8 protein-coding genes are annotated in these 18,391 nt (G+C 40.1%); 3 read left to right on the plus strand and 5 right to left on the minus strand.

Annotation, left to right across the window (positions count from 1 at the left end; translation table 11 throughout):
* Nucleotides 1-74: 74 nt before the first annotated feature.
* Both NHE85_RS05730 and NHE85_RS05735 read right to left on the minus strand, forming a co-directional pair.
* Nucleotides 75-614 carry a 3-hydroxyanthranilate 3,4-dioxygenase gene (locus tag NHE85_RS05730; RefSeq protein ID WP_252810546.1) on the minus strand — a complete coding sequence of 180 codons (540 nt, stop codon included), beginning with the start codon at nt 612-614 and terminating at the stop codon, nt 75-77.
* A 387-nt stretch (nt 615-1,001) separates the two neighbouring features.
* Entirely contained in the window at nt 1,002-2,078 is a 1,077-nt protein-coding gene (locus NHE85_RS05735; protein WP_252810547.1) for an endonuclease/exonuclease/phosphatase family protein, read from the minus strand.
* Nucleotides 2,079-2,210: 132 nt separating this feature from the next.
* Here NHE85_RS05735 and NHE85_RS05740 point away from each other — a divergent pair, with 132 nt between their 5' ends.
* Together NHE85_RS05740 and NHE85_RS05745 are read left to right on the plus strand one after the other, a co-directional pair.
* Entirely contained in the window at nt 2,211-4,982 is a 2,772-nt protein-coding gene (locus NHE85_RS05740) for a carboxypeptidase-like regulatory domain-containing protein (protein ID WP_252810549.1), read from the plus strand.
* Between the two features lie 3 nt (nt 4,983-4,985).
* A complete protein-coding gene (locus NHE85_RS05745) occupies nt 4,986-5,561 on the plus strand; it encodes a hypothetical protein (protein WP_252810552.1) in 576 nt (191 codons plus the stop codon).
* Between the two features lie 148 nt (nt 5,562-5,709).
* Here NHE85_RS05745 and NHE85_RS05750 read toward each other — a convergent pair whose 3' ends face one another.
* The 3 genes from NHE85_RS05750 to NHE85_RS05760 form a co-directional block, all read right to left on the minus strand.
* Nucleotides 5,710-7,575 (minus strand): OmpA family protein, encoded by a 1,866-nt coding sequence (locus tag NHE85_RS05750; RefSeq protein WP_252810553.1) that lies wholly within the window; start codon nt 7,573-7,575, stop codon nt 5,710-5,712.
* A gap of 20 nt (nt 7,576-7,595) precedes the next feature.
* The gene (locus NHE85_RS05755) at nt 7,596-8,537 is read right to left on the minus strand and encodes a type IX secretion system membrane protein PorP/SprF (RefSeq protein WP_252810555.1); all 942 of its coding nucleotides are present in this window, start codon (nt 8,535-8,537) and stop codon (nt 7,596-7,598) included.
* Between the two features lie 89 nt (nt 8,538-8,626).
* The gene (locus NHE85_RS05760; RefSeq protein WP_252810557.1) at nt 8,627-16,990 is read right to left on the minus strand and encodes a fibronectin type III domain-containing protein; all 8,364 of its coding nucleotides are present in this window, start codon (nt 16,988-16,990) and stop codon (nt 8,627-8,629) included.
* Between the two features lie 164 nt (nt 16,991-17,154).
* On the opposite strand from NHE85_RS05760, the gene hflX reads away from it, so the two are divergent.
* The gene (hflX, locus tag NHE85_RS05765; protein ID WP_252810559.1) at nt 17,155-18,384 is read left to right on the plus strand and encodes a GTPase HflX; all 1,230 of its coding nucleotides are present in this window, start codon (nt 17,155-17,157) and stop codon (nt 18,382-18,384) included.
* Nucleotides 18,385-18,391: the final 7 nt, after the last annotated feature.

The following is an 18,391-nucleotide window of genomic DNA, read 5'->3' on the forward strand; positions in this document are numbered from 1 at the left end:
ATGATAATCGTCCATTACTTTTTGTAAAATTTGGTGCAAAGGTACTGTTTATGATAGTACTAACCTAAAAGTTGCTATTTTTTATCGGTATATCTGGCATCTGCTTCAAGAACATGGCCGCATTTATTGCAGGTGCGCAATTCTTCCGAATTATAAAAATGCTTAAAATGCGGTAAAAAATCCTTTTCTATATCGTGTAGTTCAAAGTAAACTTCGTGCAGTTTATTATTGCAGTTATCGCAAAACCAAAGCAATCCGTCTGTAAAACCTCTGCCTGCACGCACCCTTTCTATAACCAGCCCGATAGAGTTCTCGCCCCTTACAGGAGAATGAGGCACTTTACCCGGATGCAGGTACATATCACCAGCATTCAATTCCATTTCTTTACGCTCTCCATCTTCCTGAATAATCACTTTTATACTGCCTTCAAGCTGATAAAACAATTCTTCGGTTTCGTTATAATGATAATCTTTACGGGCGTTAGGCCCTGCTACTACCATAACAATATAATCGTCAGAAAGCGGGTAAATATTTTTATTGCCTACCGGCGGTTTTAAAAGATTGCGGTTATCTTCTATCCATTTGTTAAGGTTAAAGGGTTTCATGATTGCCATGATGAGGTATTTTAAATTGAAGTACTAAGGTACGGAGTAAAAAATAAAAAAATATGATAAAAATCAGGCTCTTCTTTTATTTCGAAATAGTTTTTATGAGCACGAGTGAAGCTAAGGCATTAAATTTTGTGGCGTTAAGCAAATTATACAAATTAGCGTTAAGAAGCATTCGCTGTTTGAGCGAAGCGAGTTCGAATGGTTTAGCTGATTTGGTAATTTGTAGCCTAAGAAGTTAGAGCCTTGAATTTTTGGTTCTTTTGTTTCAAGACAAAAGAACAGAATAAAAGCGCATAATGGCATTGTGCGCTATCACATAGACCTTAAGACTTATAAGGGTTTTTTCGACTCTGCTTCGCTAAACTCAAAATGAACCGCACACAATAATCACTATTTTTTCATCTCCTTTATCAAATACATATATACCGAAAAATGGTCACTAAACCCCGCCTCACCATTGGCATTCCGTAACGGGTAACCGCTATATCTCCCCGTAGGTTGCTTTAGATACTCTTTATCAAAAATACCTGCTTTCCAGTAACCCAGATTACTATAATCATTAGTCAGTAACGCTTGCGAAATAATGATCTGGTCAAAAAGATCCCACGCATCTCTATAAGCCACAGTACCTTTTCCATTGCGTGACATCTCCTCCATTGGGTTAAAAAGTCCGCCGGGTTTAACCTCTTCTTTAAAGCGTTGTGCCTGTAGTACTTTTTTAATGCTTTTATTATAAGGCCCATCGTTAAAATCGCCCATTGTAATTATTTTAGCATCAGAGTTTATACTCAACAACGAATCGATAATTTTTCTATTAAGAGCGGCTGCAGCCTCGCGATACGGACTACTTTTCTTTTCACCCCCGTAGCGCGATGGCCAGTGATTTATTATAAAGTGTACCTCTTCACCTTCAAGCAGTCCGGTAACCAAAACCTGATCGCGCGTAAAAAGCTGAGATGCAGGTTTCTTCTTTTTTCCCGGCTTAATTGGTTTTACCTGAACAGTATCTCTAATAATCAGTGGAATATTTTTATAGCTTGTTGGCCTAAAAGCAGCTTTGCGATATAAAAATGCTACATCGGTGCCACGGCTGTCGCGTGAATCAAAATGCACAATGCCGTAATTTTTTTCCAGCAATACAGGTTCTGCAATCAGGTTTTCCAATACGCGCCTGTTTTCAATTTCGGCAAGCCCAATTATGGTTGGTGCTTCGGTATTTTCATCTGTACCAACTTCTGTAAGTACCCTGGCAATGTTTGCCAGTTTAGTTTTATATTTTTCGCCCGTCCATACCTGTTTGCCTTTCGGCAAATACTCATCGTCTCCCCTGCCCGAATCGTTAATAGTATCAAACAGATTCTCAGTATTGTAAAAGGCAACAGTATGTATTTTAAACTGCTTTTTTTGCCCTGCGGCAGAAAAAGCTATTATTATAATTACAAAAAAAATCAGATTGGCTTGTTTCATGGTACAATTGCGAGATGCTAAAATAATAATTAATAGTTGCGCAGTACAACAATTTTTGCAGGTTATAGTAATACTATTCCTATTTATTTTATTTTTGAACCCCGTTAACCAAAACCAACACACAACCTATTAATGCGCATACTGCTATTCCTTTTTGTGCTGCTTGAGTCTATTACCCTGCAGGCACAAAAAACGGCATCGGTACTTGGCAAAGTAATCGATTATAAAACACAGGAACCCATGCCTGGGGTAACAGCTACATTACAGAGTAATGGCCGAGAAGCAATAACCAATGCCGAAGGCTTTTTTGTCCTGGACAAAGTTCTGGTAGGCGAACAGTTTCTTACCGTTGCTGTTACAGGCTATGTATCGCAAAACTTCAGCCTTAAAATAGTTGCCGGCCGTGCACTCGATCTTGGTATTATATCGCTTGAAGAAGATATTACCAGCGAGCAGCAGCTCGGACTTATAACCTTAACTGACAACGACCTTGCCGACGGTAACAGCGGATCTGAAACCTCTTCGGGTTTATTGCAGGCTTCACGCGATGTTTTTCAGCAGGCTGCTGCCTTTAACTGGGGGCCGGCACGTTTTAGAATGCGCGGATTAAATACCGAATATGGTACTACCCTAATTAATGGCGTTACCATGAACCGTGTATATGATGGCAGACCACAATGGGCAAACTGGGGCGGACTGAATGATGCTACCCGTAATCAGGAATATACAACCGGCACAGCTCCGTCTGACTATACTTTTGGAAGCCTTTTAGGCACGCAAGCCATTACTACACGGGCATCTGCTTTTCGCAAAGGTTCGCGTTTATCGTTTGCAGGCACAAATACCTACTATAGCTACAGGGCTATGGCTACCTATGCTTCTGGGCTTACTGCAAATGGGTTTGCTTATGTGGTATCGGGTTCGCGAAGAGGTGCTAAAGAAGGTTATTTTGACGGAACCAATTATGGCGGTAACTCATTGTTCCTGGCTATCGAAAAACGTTTTAATAACAAACACAGCTTAAACTTTACAGGTATTTATGCCCAAAGTGAACGCGGACGCAACTCGCCAAATACACAGGAAGTAACTAATATTGCCGGGGTTAAGTATAATGCCTATTGGGGCAGTTACAACGGAGAGAAACGTAACTCGCGCGAGAAGAACATTGAAGAGCCTATATTAATGCTGAACCACTACTGGAAAATTGATACTAAAACTACACTAAATACTAATGTTGCCTATCAGTTTGGTAAAATCGGCAATAGCCGTTTAGATTATCAGTATGCCCCTAACCCCGACCCAGGTTATTATACCAAAACACCAAATTATTTTGATGATCCTGCGGAGGCTGCCAATGCACCCTTTTTAATCCAAAGGCAACTGGACTGGAATAGTCTATATGAAACCAACAGACTTTCGCCCGATGGAAGAAGCAAATACATTGAATATGAAGACCGTACTGACGATAAAACCTTTACAGCCAGTTCAATTCTTTACAGCAGGCTATCATCGGCAATTGCACTTAATGCGGGTATGAGTTATAAAAAATTAAAATCGCATAACTACCAAAACCTTACTAACCTGTTGGGTGGCACTTATTTTTCAGATATAGACCATTTTTATTATGGCGATTATGCACAAACAGATCTCAATCACCCAAACAGACAGGTAGGCGAAGGCGATGCTTTTGGCTATAATTATAATTTGTTCGCCAATACAATAAATGCCTTTACGCAATTTCGTTTCAGCTACCGCAAAATAGATTTTTACCTTGCCCAATCGTTTAGCCGTTCGGTATACCAAAGGGACGGATTATTCCGCAATGGTTTATATCCCAATAATTCTTTCGACGAAAGCCCAAAAACAGCATTCGAAAACTTTGGCTTTAAAGGAGGGTTAACCTATAAGTTAAACGGAAGGCATTTGTTTATTGCCAATGCATTGCGCCAAAGCAGGGCACCATCTTTGCAAAATACATTTGCCAATGCAAGGCTAAACAACACTGTTATGAGCAATATTAGTAATGAAACATTGTCTAATCTTGACGCCAGCTACATTTTACGTATGCCAACTATTAAAGCCCGTATAACCGGATTTTATACCACTATTGAGAATGCTGCCGAAACATCATCTTTTTACGGCGAAGGCATTTTTGAAGGCGATAATGCCGATGCTTTTGTTGCTGAAAATGTAACAGAAATAAACAAACGTATGATGGGACTTGAACTTGGTATAGAATATCAGCTTACCCCAACTATAAAACTAATGGCATCGGGTGCACTTGGGCAATATACATATAGCAATAATCCTAATGTATCGCTTAACAACGACGCCCTTGCCATTATAAACAGTAATGACGATGGTACTACCGTTATAGGTTCACCATTAACAACAACCGATTTTGGAAAGGCATACCTTAAAAATTATAGATTACCCGGCATGCCGCAACAGGCATTTTCTATAGGCGCAGAATACCGTGACCCACATTACTGGTGGATTGGTGCCAATGCCAATTACCTTGCTGCCAATTATGTTGATGTTTCTGCGTTGCTGCGAACCAAACATTTTTTTGAAAATCCCGACAGTCCCGGTAATGCCTTTGAAAATATAGATGAGAACCGCGCAAAACAAATGCTTCATCAGGAAAAGTTCAGTTCCTTTTACCTGTTTAATATTGTTGGCGGTAAATCGTGGAAAATAGATCGTGGCACATATCTGGGCTTTTTTGCCAGCATTAATAACCTGTTTAACAAGACCTATAAAACGGGCGGCTTTGAGCAGTCGCGCAATACCAATTACCGCGAACTGGATAATGATACTGCCGATGGCACACCATCATTTGGCTCTAAATATTACTATGGTAACGGAAGGACATATTTTATGAATGTTTATCTTAATTTTTAAGCTATGAAGAAACACATAACTCCCTTTATGCTACTTTCTTTACTGCTTGCAGGCTGTGTAAACGATGACGATACTACATTACCTCCTTATGAACAATTGGTTTACCTGCAGGATTTTGAAGAGGCACAGGATAATACTATTTTAGACATTACAGGATTTACCAATTATTCTGAAACCGGAACCAGCCTTTGGACAGAACAATTATTTGACAACAATGGTTATACTGAATTTACAAATACTACCGAAACTAGTGCTGTAGGCTGGCTTGTTACCCCTGCCATAAATTTAGGAATTATACAGCGCACTTTACGTTTTCAGTCCGCACAGCACCATATGCCACAAGATGGTAGTAAACTTGAGGTATTTATAGCTTCCGATTTTAACGGTACTGATGTAACTGCTGCCAACTGGGTGCCTCTTGAAGCAAAAACACCCGACATATATACCGACTGGTATAAGTTTATATCTTCCGGAGAGATTAATCTTGCCCAATACTCGGGAGTTGTGCATATAGCTTTTAGAGCTACTCATGCTACATCGGCAAGCGGTTATTATATAGACAACGTAAAAGTATATTAGCAAAAACAATTTAGATAGCGCTGTAAAGCCAAATAAAGACTCCTGAAGCATATTCTGCGAAATCATAAGGAAATAGTATTAAAAAGCAAATCCTGCCCAAATGGGCAGGATTTTTAATATAGATTGGTTTGTTAAGAAACGCTCAATATTATTTCTTCACGATAAGGAATTCACTCCTTCTGTTTTCTTTGTGCTCTTCTTCTGTACAGTTATCGCCACATTTAACTTTAGGCTCACTTTCACCGTAACCCTGTCCTGAGATACGTTCTTTAGCAATTCCTTTAGAGATAATGTATTGTACTGTAGCTTTAGCCCTGCGGTTAGATAATGCCATGTTGTATTTATCTGAACCTCTGCTGTCAGTATGTGCTTTAACCATAACTACAATTGTAGGGTTAACTTTCATCGTTTCAACAGCCTTGTCAAGCTCAAATGCAGCCTCTCTGGTAATGTTGCTCTTATCAAATTCAAAGTATATCTCATTAAGAGCTATAACCGGAGTAGTAATAGGAACTTCGATTGGTGTAAGGTCTGCAGCTACATTTACCGTACCACCGTTAGTTTTAGCTATCGGGAAGCTTCCGTTTTCGTAACCATCCATAGATGCCTGAATAGTGTAAGCCCTGTTACAGTCTACGCTGTAGGTAACTTTACCGTCAGGACCAGAGGTACGTCTTTCAATTACGTTATTTTTATCATCAAGTATTGCTACGTTAGCATTAGAAAGTATCTTACCTGTTTTAGCATCTCTTACCAATACTATAGCTTCTACGCCACATACCGGAGTTGCAAGGTAAAGTTTATCTACACCGCTGCGGTTACTTGAGAAGAAACCAATATTTTTAGTTGTGTTAAAGCTAAATGCAAAATCGTCTTTTGATGTATTTACAGGAGCACCAACGTTTTTAACGTCTGTACTTTTGTTAAAGTCGGCAACAAATACATCAAGTCCGCCAAAACCATTTGGCCTGTCAGAAGAGAAGAATAACTTGTTATCATCAGTAATAAAAGGATAATCTTCATTACCTTCTGTATTTATTTTAGAACCAAGATTTACAGGCTCGCCATAGCTATTGTTGCCTTTAACTTCTACTTTCCAGATGTCAAAACCTCCCATTGAGTTTTCCCTGTCTGAAGCAAAATATAATGTTTTACCATCTTTGCTTATTGACGGATTTTTAGAAGACCAGTGTTTGCTGTTGAAAGGAAGCAGTACAGGCTCCCCCCATTTGTCGCCGTTTTTCACAGTTTTATAAAGATAGATCTGTCCTATTTTAAGATTCATATCTTTATCTCTTTCAAACTGTTTTTTCTCGTTAAAGCTCTCGCTGTTAAAGTACATTGTTTTCCCGTCTGCACTTACAGCAGCAGGGCCATCATGCCATTTTGTATTCAGGTCTGATACCGGAGTAGGCTCACTGAATGTTCCGTTAGCATTGTAGGTAGAGGTATAAAGGTCTAGGAACGGCTGTTCGTTTGTTCCGTATTTTTTTCTTGCTGTGTTTCTTGAACTTGAAAAATAAAAACTGTTATCATCAGCAAGTACTCCGCCGAACGATCCGTATTTGTCATCATTGATGTCAAGTACTTTCTCGTCATACATTTTCGGCTGGTTTTTTAGTTTAGGCAGGTAGTTAGGATCCTGGTTAAACTGAATTGCTCTCTGGTCCTGTGGTGCCATAGAAGCAAATTTCTTCATTTGGGCATTAGCCTCTTCATACTTGCCCTCTACCTTAAGCATTTGTGCATAGTGGTAATACACTTCTGCTTCCTGAGGGGTAGCTGTTGCTTTTGCATACCACTGTACAGCCTCTTTTGAGTTGAATATGTTGTAGTAGCTCTCTGCTATCTGCTTGTAAACATAAGGGCTGCCATCCAGTTTCTGGTATTCTTTGGCTGCATCTATATAATCAAGCTTAGCATAAAGTTTGTCTGCTCTTTTGGTTTCTTTTGTTTGGGCTGTTACTGCCATAGTAGCTAATACAAGACCCATTGTAATATATAAGTTCTTCATTTTCTTTTAGTCGCTTTAGATTAGAAATAACGTGGTGAACGTGATACTTTTTTAGGGAAGTTCAAATCAAACAACAATATGATCTCGTGAGATGCAGGTGTTGTTACATTAAGGTCTGATACAATGTGGTCATAAGCATAACCTAATCTCAGGTTAGGAGTTATAGCATAGTTTACCATACCGCCAAAGCTGTCATCAAGCCTGTAGGTAGCTCCTATCTCAAAGCGTTCAAAGAATAAAAAGTTAAGTGATCCGTCTATAGAGGGGGAAACACCAAATGCCGATTTAAACATAAATGATGGTTTCATCTTCAGGTTGTCGTTAAGCTGGAATACATATCCACCGGTAATAAAGTAGTGCGATTCTTCAGATCCAAACTGTTGTTTTGAACCACCTCCGGCAGGAGTATAGTCAAGGTGCTTGCTTTTCAGCATATTCGGTACAGATGCTGCAAAATAGTATTTGTTGGTGTAGTAGAAAAAACCTGCTCCTACGTTAAAAAATGTATTGTTCACATTTTGCTGGAAAGCAGGATCTCCCGGATCTGGCACGTGGCCATTACCAATATCGCTGTATAAGCCTACATTATGAAAAGTAGCACCGGCTTTTAAACCAAGAGCCAAACGGTGTTCGCCACCAAGGTTTAGTGTGTATGAGAAATCCGCATAGGCGTTAGTCTCTTCTACAGGCCCTATCTTATCATTGATAACCGATAATCCCAAACCTACATTCTTACCTACAGGGCTGCTCCCTGAAAAGGTCATGGTAGTTGGAGAATCTTCAATATCTACCCATTGCTTGCGGTATAGCAATCCAAAAGAAAGATTTTCTTTTGAACCTGCATAAGCAGGGTTAATAACATTCATGTTATACATGTACTGTGTGTAGTGTGGGTCCTGCTGTGCCGTAGCATCTGCAAGGCCGCCCAGAGCCAATAATGCTGCAAGGTAAAGTTTCTTCATGTAATGTGTGTTTTGCTTCGTTATTGTAAAAATATAAAAAAAAACAAACCCCCGCCATTGGGCAGGGGTTTGTGGCAAACTTTTTTAAATTATTCTTGCCTGTTAATGTAAACCCATCCGGTTTTAGTTTCTCCGTTAGAGCGTTCTATCATATAGAAGTAAGTTCCAGTAGGTAACTCGTCTCCGTTATTACCTCGTCCAACCCACTCGTTAGTATAGTTAGATTTGCTGTAAACTTCCTGTCCGTAACGGTTAAATATTTCAAGTTTTTTAACACCAAGCGCTGTTAAGTCAAACTCGTCATTCATACCATCACCATTAGGAGAGATACCGCGCGGAATATCACATGTTGTACTAAGTACTTCAAATGAATCTACGCTAACACAGCCACCGTCTGTAACAACAGTTACCGTATACTCACCTGCCATTGTAGGCTCGATCTTACGATCTGTAGAAGTAAATCCTTCAGGACCTGTCCATGAGTAAGTAGCATGATCTATATCAAACGAACCATCAACATCGGTTACTTCAACATAGTAAATACTAGACTCACAATTATCTAAGAATGCAAGTTCAATAAGTGAAGTATCCTGAGATACCTGAATGCTTTCAGTATGAGTACAATCACCTATCGTTACAGTTACTTCATAAGTACCAAACTCTGTACCCTGTATGCTGGAAGAGTTACCTCCTGCAGGAGCACCGTTTACAGTCCATGCATATGTTGCATCGCCTGCATTAAAGTTAGCAGGGTTAACCTGTACCGTAACATTTTCTGCAAGACAAGACACATATGGTCCGCCAAGTGTAAACTGAGGTGTAGGGTTAATAGTTACCACAAATGAATTCTCGTTAGTACAAAGCGCATTATCAGGTGATACAGCATACACATAAATAGTTTGTGTACTTGTAACAGTATCGCCTGCATTAAGCATAGTACCGGTTCCGCCAGATGCTGTGTAATAGTTATTACCAGCAGACAGAGCAGGAAGTACATAACTGTCACATGCTGTTTCATCTCCAGGAGCATCAGCTACCGGGCTAACTGTAACATTTACAGTAAAGCTTACTTCAGCAGAACAGTTTGGCACTGTACCGGTTTCTTCATACACATAAAGCATTTGTGTTGTAGAGATTACATCTCCTGCACTTAGCATAGTACCGGTTCCGCCCGGACCTGTATAATAATTTTCATTAGTATCAAGCGCAGGAAGCGTATAGCTGTCACATGCATCCACATCTGCAATAGCATCTACTACAGGCGAAGGATTTATTGTTACATCAAATGAATTTTCAGCTGTACATGTTGCAACTGTAGGTGATACAGCATACACATAAATAGTTTGTGAAGCAGTAATTACATCTCCAGCAGCCAGCTGTGTACCAGCTCCTCCGGTTTCTGTATAGTAATTGTTATCTGCACTTAATGCAGGTAATACATAGCTATCACATGCTGTTACATCTTCAGGATCATCAGCAGTTGGTACAGGAACTACTGTTAAAGTAGAAGTAGCAGTACCAACACATCCGTTTTTAGTAACAGTAACTTCATAAACACCACCTTCTGTTACAGTTATAGAACTTGTAGTATCAGGCAGCGGATTAGTATCCAGTGTCCATGAATAAGTAGCTTCTGTTTCAGTGAAATCTCCAGGAGTAACTGTTATAGTAGCAGAAGTACCTTCACATACTGTTGCATCCGGAGTAACTGTAAACTGAGGCGGAACATTAGAGATAATTGTCTGGAATGACCTTGTAATAAAGCAAGGCATATCATCTTTCATTATTCTTACCCAAACAGTTGTTGTAGCATTAGTTACAAAATCAGAAGACATTTCATTAGTATCTTCTACAGCATCCTGCTCTGTAGGATAGAACTTGAAGTTATATCCTGTAGGATCTGCAAATACATCTGCAACTGCTTCATTAAGATCAAAAGTAACATCTTCACCGTTACCACACTTAGTTATGTTAACCGGATCTTCAGCTGGAATAATTTCAGCCTGTACCTGTATAGAGAAATCACTTTCCCTTACAATAGTACCACCATTACATAACTGGTAAGAGGCACGTGCTGTCATAACAATTGTACCTGTTTCGGTAGCACACACTTCAATCTCCGGTGTAGTTGCATAAGGCTGGCCATTTTGCAGCCATTCAAAATCAACTGTAGTTGCACCGTTCGGCGTAAATCTCCATGCTTCTTCTGTAGCACTCCACGGACCTGTATTTCTATTTGGCGGTGAGAATGCAACGGTACCATCGCTGTTCTGAACACCGATAAGACCTACACCACCCTGCCAAGAAGTACAAGGTACTCTTCTCTTAACATATACTTCAATAATGTTAGTTATCTCATAAATTACGATCTGAGAGCTTTGAGGACCGATTGCCTGGTCTTCAGGACTGTCAGTACTACATCCAAACTGAGCAAGCTCATTAAAGCTTACAACCAATGCGCGACAAGGGTAGTTACCTAAAACCTGATAATTGATATTAGGGTTATCCCAGTTATTATTTGTCGGGTTAGGGTTAGTATCCTGATAAACACCATAAATAGCATTTAACTGAGGGAACGTTGTGTCAGGAATAGTCTGACTGAAAGACCATCCTGAAGGACCTCCGGATGCATTATTAGCATTAAAGCTTACAATACCATTAGAACCTACCTGAGCAGCGTTATAAACATCGCCCATGAAACAGAATTCGAAAGGAAGTGTAATTTTAGGAGACCAGATATCATCCTGATCTACCGGCATCTGAGTACCACCTAATGTTGGGAATGGAGGATTAAACGGTATGCTGGTAACTTCGTATGAAGTAGTTTCTGCAGCATCAATATAATATTGTCCTGAGAAATCAACACAAAGTTCTTCTCCTGCACAAATTGTATATTCTGTATCCGGTGCTATAACTTCAAAGTTCTCATCTACAACTGTTATATCGGCACAGGCCGGTGGTGTAAATATTGAGAATTTAAGCGGTCCAGACCAGAAGCTGTTATCGTCAGGTCCGCATATAGATCTTACATAATACTCATATGGCGAGCTAGGAACAAGATTTTCTATTACGTAAGAAGGATCATCATTTACAATTACACTTGTTGCAGGGTTTGCACTAGGGAAACCAGCTCCTTCAGCCTGAATAATAACTTCCCACTGAGTTTCTGTTCCACCAGGAGTCCATGTTAATTCAGTTGTATTTGGAGAGTTAACCACACTTGAACTTGCAAGATCTGTAGGCTGTGGACAGGTTAACTCTGAACAGAAAGCAATACCGGTATAGATAACAGTATTCTGATCTGAATTTAATGTACCTGCAATTCTCTGGAATACGGTTTGTCCGTTAAACGGATTCACGATTTCCAAACCTACCTCGTCACCATCAAAGCCCTGGTCGTCAAAAAATACCTGATATGGTAAACCAGAACATAATGGGAAAGAAACTGTTACAGGACCGTTACCAGTAGTTAACTGAGGACCAAGAACACCAACAACAATACCTCCCTGGCTAACTGTCATGGTAGTACTACCCCAACCGTTATTTGCCGAGTCTGTTAATATGAAGTCAAGAGAACACTGATCTACAATTTCACAAAGGTTAGTGTGGAACGCATATGGCCCAACCCAACGGCTGTTATCATCAGGTCCGCAAATAGCCCTTACATAATATTCATATTGAGTACCAGGCTCCAAATTAATATCATATACAAAAGGATTTGTCGGTGCAGCAGTACCTACGGTGTCTTCACCCGGTATTGGATCTCCTGCCTCTACAACATAAACTTCCCACTGTGTAGCCGATCCGTTTTCTGTCCAGCCAAGAGTTGCAGAAGTCATACCAATATTATCTGCTGTCAGGTCGCTAGGTTTAGGACATGTAAGCACTTTAATATCAATATTATCTATTGCAGCAGGGCTGGTAGTTGTAAATGTATTATTTCTCCACTCAAACACAAAACGCTGAGTTGTTCCTGCTACAGATGTAACCGGCACAACATAACTTGCAGTTTGCCAGTTAGCACCATTAAATAAGCTTGTAGGAGTTATAAGTATACGATCTGCAGCCGCAGTAATAGCTGTACCCGCTACAGGGTTAAAACTTAACGGCACCATCCATACTCTTACGTTATCATTTGTTTCACCTACGTTTTTCCAGTCAAAGGCAAAATCAAGATCTGTAGCGCCCGCAGGTATAACAACATCTCTGTAAGCATGTACAGTAGAAGCAGTAGTACCATTGTAGCTGTTAGTAACACCATTATCGCTTGAAATATATAACGAATTGGCAGGGCTGTTAAATGTAGCGCCACCCACTACCCATTTATTAGGTAATGTACCGTTTATATATGTAAATCCTGGATTTCCTGTACCGTCAAAATTTTGAGTGTAAGGAAGGTTAACAGGAATTTGCGGAGTATTAAAGTTAATACCGCCTATCCAGAAACTTGTTCCGTCAGCAGCACCACAGTTACTTCTTACCCATAAGTAATAACTTGTAGAATCAGGCAGGCCTGCAAGGGTTATTGTAGGTGAAGTAGTATAACCTGTAGGCGTTGTACCGGCTACCGGAGCAACAGGGCTGGTAGTAAGGTAATAATCATAACCTGTAGGTGCAGGTGTAGGCGCTGTCCATGTAAATGTAGCATTAGCAGCATCTATAGAAACTAATGATAAGTTAGACGGAGCAGAACATGTAATAGCCGAGAAGGTAATATTATCTACAGCAGCCGGAGTGTCTCCAATACTGCCATCATTTCTCCACTCAAATATTATTCTTCTTATTGAGCCATCCCAACCTGTAGAGTTAACCACATTATTTACAGTAGTCCATGTACCGTTATTGTTTAGGTTTCCACCTAACTGAACGCCACCGCTGGCTCCTGTAGTAATTTGTGTACCCGGTGTTGGAGTAAATGTAACCGGTACAACCCAAACTCTAAGGTAATCACAACATGATTCACCAACTGCTTTCCAGTCATATTGGAAAAGGATTTGGTTTGTTGGTATAGAGGCAGGTAACTGAATGTCTCTATAAGCGTGAACTACACTGCTGGCATTATTATCATATCCATAATCAGTACCATTATTAGTAATATACAAAGAGTTAGCAGGGCTGTTAAATGTAGAACCGCCAACTACCCATTTATTTGCCTGAGTACCGTTATTTAACGTATAAGCCGGGTTACCAGTTCCGTCAAAATTCTGAACGTATGGCATATCCGCAGGAATTTGCGGCGTGTTAAAATTAAGCGGGCCAATCCAGAAACTTGTTCCGGCAGTACCACCACAATTACTTCTTACCCATACATTATAATTAGTAGAATCTGCCAGGCCTCCTATAACTGTTGTTGTAGCACCTACAACATTACCACTTGGTGTAGTAGCATCTGTTGGCGGTGTGGTACCTGTAGAATAGTAGTAATCATAACTTGCCGGCGGCGCAGTTGGCGCAGTCCAGGAAATGGTAGCCGACGAAGTTGTAAGTGAATTTAAAACTAAGGCTGACGGTGCAGGGCACGTAACAACCTTAAAGTTAATATTATCTATTGCAGCCGGAGGATTATTTCCTGTAAATGTATTGTTTGTCCATTCAAAAACAAACCTTCTTACAGTACCGTTCCATGCAGCCGGTGCAGTAACTACGTTATTTTTAGTACTCCAGTTAGGATTTCCGAATATATTACCACCTGCCTGTACACCTCCGCTGGCTCCGGCAGTAATTTGTGTTCCGGGAGTTGGGGTAAATGTAACAGGTACAACCCAAACTCTTAAATAATCTCCGGTATTACCTACCCCTTTAACATCATACTGTACCAATATCTGGCCAGAAGGAATTGAAGCAGGAAGTGTAACATCTCTATAAGCATGTGCTACAGTAGCTAATGTTTCATTATAAGCATTTGTAACACCGTTATCATTAGATATATATAATGAATTAGCAGGGCTGTTAAATGTAGCGCCTCCTATAACCCACTTATTTGGCTGAGTACCATTTAGCAGGGTAAAGTTATTTGATGCACCGTCAAAATTTTGAGAGAAATCCATATCTCCCGGAATCTGAGGTGTTGCAAACATTAATGGCCCTGTCCAGAAACTCTTATCAGTATCACTACAATGTGCTCTTACCCAAACGTAATTTACTGCCGATGGAATAAGCGGTGTAATTGTAGCTGTAGTACCCGGTACATTTTGTGTTGGTGTAGTAGTATCTGTAGGAGCAGTTGTATCCTGAGAAACATATACATCATATGAAGGAGGTACTATTGCAGGAGCTGTCCAGTTTACTACTGCCTGAGTATTAGTAGCAGAAGCAAGTACAAGGTTTGTAGGCTGAGGACATGTAACAATTTTAAAATTAATATTGTCTATAGCTGCAGCCGGTGCGCCACCAACACTACCATCATTTTTCCACTCAAATACAAGCCTTTTTACAGTACCGTCCCATCCTGTAGGAGATAAAATAGTTGTATAATTTGTCCAGTCAGAAGTATTGTTAAAGTTACCACCTATCTGAATACGGTCTGCTGACGAAGTAATTGTTGTTCCCGGTGTTGGCGTAAAGCTTGCCGGAACCACCCATACACGTAAATAATCACAACAAGATTCACCAAATGCTTTCCAGTCAAAACTAAGTGATAACTGTCCTACTGCCGCAGGCATCTGTATATCTCTATACGCATGAACTGTAGATGATGTTGTAATTACATAGTCATTAGAAACACCATTATCATCTGATATGTATAATGACGTTGAAGGGCTGTTGCTTGTAGCGGTACCTACAACCCACTTGTTAACCTGTGTGCCGTTACCAAGCGTAAAGCCATGAGGCCCACCATCAAAGTTTTGAACATAATCAAGCGATGCTGCAACCTGTGTAGTAGTAAACAGGAATGGACCTGCCCAAATACTATACATACCGCCTGCACAGCTTTCTCTAACATAAAACTCATAAGATGTAGCAGGAGTAAAAGGAACTCCGGCAGAAGTTGCACTTACAGGATATCCTGTATTAGAAGTTACAGTTGCACCTGTAGAAGGTAAGCCAGAACCTGCAGGCTGAACTGCAACCTGCCATGAAGTTGCTCCTGCTGTACCCGGTGTCCAGATAAGATTAGCAGATGTCCCTGTTATAGTATTAGCAGAACCCGCTGTAGGCTGCGGACAAAATACCTGCTGAATAGTCAGGGTATATGGCGTAGTTTGCGGAGTTCCGTTTGTAGATATTACTATATAATACGTAGTTCCTGCCGTCATAGCAAACGCAGGAAGATTTACAGGGTTATTTGCACTCGCAACACCACCATTTAAACATGATACGCCAATATTGGCACAGCTGCTGTAAATAAACATACCTGCAGCCCCGCCTGTACCTGTTAAGGTAACACTATAGTTGCCTGAAGTATCCGGTGTATATGAATATACAACATCATTACCCGCCAGGTAGTTACCGGTACTGTTACAGCCTGTACCAGTTGTACCTTCATAAACGTCGGTAAAGTTTGCAGTATTATTTGTAGTACTATAGCTGTTGCCCGAAGGTATAACTATAGGATTTTCACACGTTTCTCCAATACATCGTGTTTTGAAGAAAACAGGTCCTGCCCATGCACTCTTTCCTCCGTCGGAACAAAGTGCGCGAACATAAAATTTATAGCTTGTACACTCTAAAAGACCTCCTTTAACAAAAGGAAGCGTACCATTATAAACTTCTCCTGTTCCGGTTGGAACACCACTTTCAAGAACTGTTTCAATTTCCCAGGAAGTTGCCGTAGTACTTGTCCAGTTAAAAGTTGCACCATTTAATGTTCTTGCAGTTACCACAGGGTTAGTTGGCCCAATACAAATTGCAGACACACTAACATCATCTAAAAACCAACGGTCTTTATTGTTACCCTGCATTACAAAACCAACACGAACATTCATACCTTCCCATGAAGCAGGAATAGCAAGTGTTTTTTCAAGCCACTCGGTTTGCTGAATGCCGTTAAGGTCTATCTCATTATAAGTAACCAGTAAGCTAGTTGCACTTGCAGTAAAATCTTCAACTGTTACCGGATCGGTATCAGCGGGATCAAATGCCGCAATGTAAATTTTGTAGATACTTCCCTGATCACCTGAAATAGTTAACCTTGACTGAAATTTCAGTTCGGCATTTGCAGGTACAGGAAATACTTTTGTAATCAGCCAGTCTGAAGGAATGGCTGCTGTTGGGGCTACCGTCTCTTTTTGAAGATACGCCGAGTACCCATCTCCACCGAAAGGCGGCTGAGTACCATTACCCGGAATCGTTTGGGCCCACGTTACATTGGGGCCGAACTCATTGATTACTACCCAATCTGGCGGTGCGGCGGGAGTGCCTGTCCAGGGGTCATCGAAATGCTCCACTGGCAGCTGCGCATACGCAAAAAAGGACATCAATGATACAAAGATCATTAAAGTAATTTTTTTCATAATTTATGGTTTAGCTAAATTTAATCTCCAAATATAAAAAAATATAACATATACATAACAATTTAGTGAAATTTAACATATATTTTACGAAACACTCTTTTCAATTATATGTTTGAAAATTTAATGCCTTATTTTTCGTAATTTTACATTTTTATCACAAAACTATGCTTGAAAAAGAGACGATTAAATTCGAAAGAACTGTTATTGCCGGTGTTATTACGCAATCTCAAAATGAAGAGAAGCTTAACGAATATCTTGATGAACTTGAATTTTTAACCTTCACTGCAGGGGGAGAAGTAATAAAACGCTTTTCGCAAAAAATGGAACGCCCCAATCCTAAAACCTTTTTGGGTACCGGTAAAATAGAAGAGATACAACTATATATTAAAGAGAACGATATTTCAACCATTATTTTTGATGATGAGCTGTCGCCGGCACAGCAAAAAAATATTACCCGCATACTTGATATTAAGGTGCTTGACCGTACCAACCTAATACTTGACATTTTTGCACAACGTGCAGAGACATCTTATGCCCGTACACAGGTAGAACTGGCACAATGCCAGTATTTGCTGCCAAGGCTGTCGGGTATGTGGACTCACCTTGAGCGTCAGCGTGGAGGTATTGGTATGCGCGGACCCGGTGAAACAGAGATTGAAACTGACAGACGTATAGTGCGTGACCGTATTGCCTTATTAAAAGAAAAAATACGAACTATAGACAAGCAAATGTCTGTACAGCGCAGCAACCGCGGGGCAATGGTAAGGGTAGCACTGGTCGGATATACCAATGTGGGAAAATCTACACTTATGAATGTTATTAGTAAAAGCGAGGTATTTGTAGAAAATAAACTTTTTGCAACACTGGATACTACCGTTAGAAAAGTGGTTATTAAAAACCTGCCTTTCTTATTATCTGATACCGTTGGTTTTATTAGAAAACTACCCACACAGCTTATCGAATCTTTTAAAAGTACACTTGACGAGGTTCGTGAAGCAGATTTACTTTTACACGTAGTAGATATATCTCATCCTGATTTTGAAGACCATATAGCATCAGTAAACCAGATATTACAGGACATAAAGTGTTTAAACAAGCCTACTATTATGGTATTCAATAAGATTGATTCCTATAAACCGCTTACCATTGATGCTGACGACCTTACTACCGAAAAAACGTCGCGCCACTTTACCCTGGAAGAATGGAAAGCTACATGGATGAGCAATGTTGGGGAAAAGAACGCTCTGTTTATATCAGCCGTCAATAAAGAGAATTTTGAAGAATTCAGAGAGAAGGTTTATGAAGCTGTAAGAGAAATTCATATTACACGATTTCCTTATAATAAATTTTTATATCCTGATTATAAAGAAAATACTGCAGAAGAAAAAGAATAAAAATGCC

Source organism: Flavobacterium sp. NRK1, assembly GCF_024054175.1.
GTDB lineage: Bacteria > Bacteroidota > Bacteroidia > Flavobacteriales > Flavobacteriaceae > Flavobacterium.

Coding starts and splice junctions, on each gene's coding strand:
- NHE85_RS05755 (WP_252810555.1), bottom strand. CDS start 8,537: ATGAAGAAACTTTACCTTGCAGCATTATTGGCTCTGGGCGGCCTTGCA.
- NHE85_RS05730 (WP_252810546.1), bottom strand. CDS start 614: ATGGCAATCATGAAACCCTTTAACCTTAACAAATGGATAGAAGATAAC.
- NHE85_RS05750 (WP_252810553.1), bottom strand. CDS start 7,575: ATGAAGAACTTATATATTACAATGGGTCTTGTATTAGCTACTATGGCA.
- NHE85_RS05760 (WP_252810557.1), bottom strand. CDS start 16,990: ATGAAAAAAATTACTTTAATGATCTTTGTATCATTGATGTCCTTTTTT.
- NHE85_RS05745 (WP_252810552.1), top strand. CDS start 4,986: ATGAAGAAACACATAACTCCCTTTATGCTACTTTCTTTACTGCTTGCA.
- hflX (WP_252810559.1), top strand. CDS start 17,155: ATGCTTGAAAAAGAGACGATTAAATTCGAAAGAACTGTTATTGCCGGT.
- NHE85_RS05740 (WP_252810549.1), top strand. CDS start 2,211: ATGCGCATACTGCTATTCCTTTTTGTGCTGCTTGAGTCTATTACCCTG.
- NHE85_RS05735 (WP_252810547.1), bottom strand. CDS start 2,078: ATGAAACAAGCCAATCTGATTTTTTTTGTAATTATAATAATAGCTTTT.